This window comes from Tetragenococcus solitarius NBRC 100494, from assembly GCF_001544195.1.
In the GTDB taxonomy this organism is placed as follows: domain Bacteria; phylum Bacillota; class Bacilli; order Lactobacillales; family Enterococcaceae; genus Tetragenococcus; species Tetragenococcus solitarius.
The window spans coordinates 1-1,667 of the sequence record NZ_BCPY01000079.1; the positions used below are offsets into that span (position 1 = coordinate 1).

General features: G+C 38.6%; 1 protein-coding gene. It reads left to right on the top strand.

Features of this window, described 5'->3' with window-relative positions; genetic code table 11:
* Window positions 1–149 precede the first annotated feature (149 nt).
* A complete protein-coding gene (locus TS1_RS12130) occupies window positions 150–1,469 on the top strand; it encodes an IS1380 family transposase (RefSeq protein ID WP_068710727.1) in 1,320 nt (439 codons plus the stop codon).
* Window positions 1,470–1,667 lie beyond the last annotated feature (198 nt).

The window sequence follows — 1,667 nt, forward strand, 5'->3', positions numbered from 1 at the left end:
CAATTCATACTTTTCGTTGAAACATGTGCCAACTGCCTAACGGCAGCTTAAATTTACTTTTTCATTTTCACCTGTTAAGTGATGAAAAAAGAACCCCATTCTGATATGGTAAAGGTGTCTAAACCAACCATAAGAAAGGAGTTCTCTTCATGATTAGCTTACACAAAAACCAGGTAAAATTCAATTCAAACATCATCATTTCGCATACAGGTGGTCGTTTATCGAGTGATTCGGGTTTAGTCTTAGTTAAAGAAGTAATGGATACCTTCAAGTTTTCTGATTTGGCAAAATCACTTCTGGACATTAAAGATAACCGTGCTTACTACACGCATGATAATTTAGCGATATTAGAACAGCTCATTATGCAACTGATTGCTGGTTATTCGGCAGACTCGTCAGCTAATCTGTTACGACAGGATCCAGTCTTTCAAATGGTGTTAGGCAGAAAACAATTAGCCTCACAATCGTCAATTTCACGGTTTCTGGATCGTTTCACCACGGAAAATGTGGGTCAATTACAATCATTAAATCAGTCGCTCATTGATAAAGCGCGTTTGATTCGCAATGACACCGAGTTAATCATTGATCTCGATTCTACTCATTCAGATACCTTTGGCCATCAAGAACAAACAGATTATAATGCACATTATCAAACCTACGGCTACCACCCATTAGTTGCCTTTGACGGACTGACTGGAGATTTCTTAAAAGCTGAACTGCGTTCAGGTAATCAGTACACATCTAAAGGGGTGAAAGCCTTTATCGACCCATTGTTACACCACTACAATGAATCCATACCGAATACTGACATATTGGTTCGTGGGGACAGCGGCTTCGCAACACCAGAGGTGTATGAGTCTTGTGAAGAAAATGAAAGTCAGTATGTGATCCGATTAAAGAACAATCGGAGGTTAAGTCAATTAGCCGAGCAATCCGTTCTTTACGGGGATAACCAAAAATGGGAAGATCGGGAAGTTCAGTATTTTTCAATGCCTTATCAAGCACAATCATGGTCGAAACCCCGTCGAGTCTGTATACGTTCCGTTCGTGAAGCAGGAGAACTCCTCTTTCACCACGCATTCATTGTGACTAATCTATCCAATAATGTCTCACCTGAAGTCATATTCTCTCTTTACGGCAAACGGGGTACAATGGAGAATTTCATCAAAGAAGCGAAATCAGGCTTTTATTTTGACAAAACAGATAGCCCACTCTTCCTGGAAAATCACGTTAGAATGATGATCAGTGTCCTGGCTTACAACCTCGTCAATTTTTTAAAGACCATTGGATTTGAACAAGCGAATCGGGGGATGACGATTCATTCTATACGATTGACATTGCTCAAAGTTGCCGGAAAACTCATTAAAACAGGTAGACAAGTCTATCTCAAACTGTCGAGTTATCATGTGTATCAAACTGAATTTTATAAGGTTTTTGAACGCCTACGGCGATCTAGGCAATGGATTTAGGCTAGGTATCGTAAAAATTTTTAACCTATTTTTCCAAGGGGTCAGTCTGCCCTTAAATAGACAAATAATTTTTATTATAGCCTTCTTCCGTAGATATCCTGTTCGAAAACACATTATTTTGGAAGAATGTATCTGCCTAATATAAAAATAGGCAATTTATTCAAGAAAACAGCTTTAAATTAGAGCTATGAATTATTC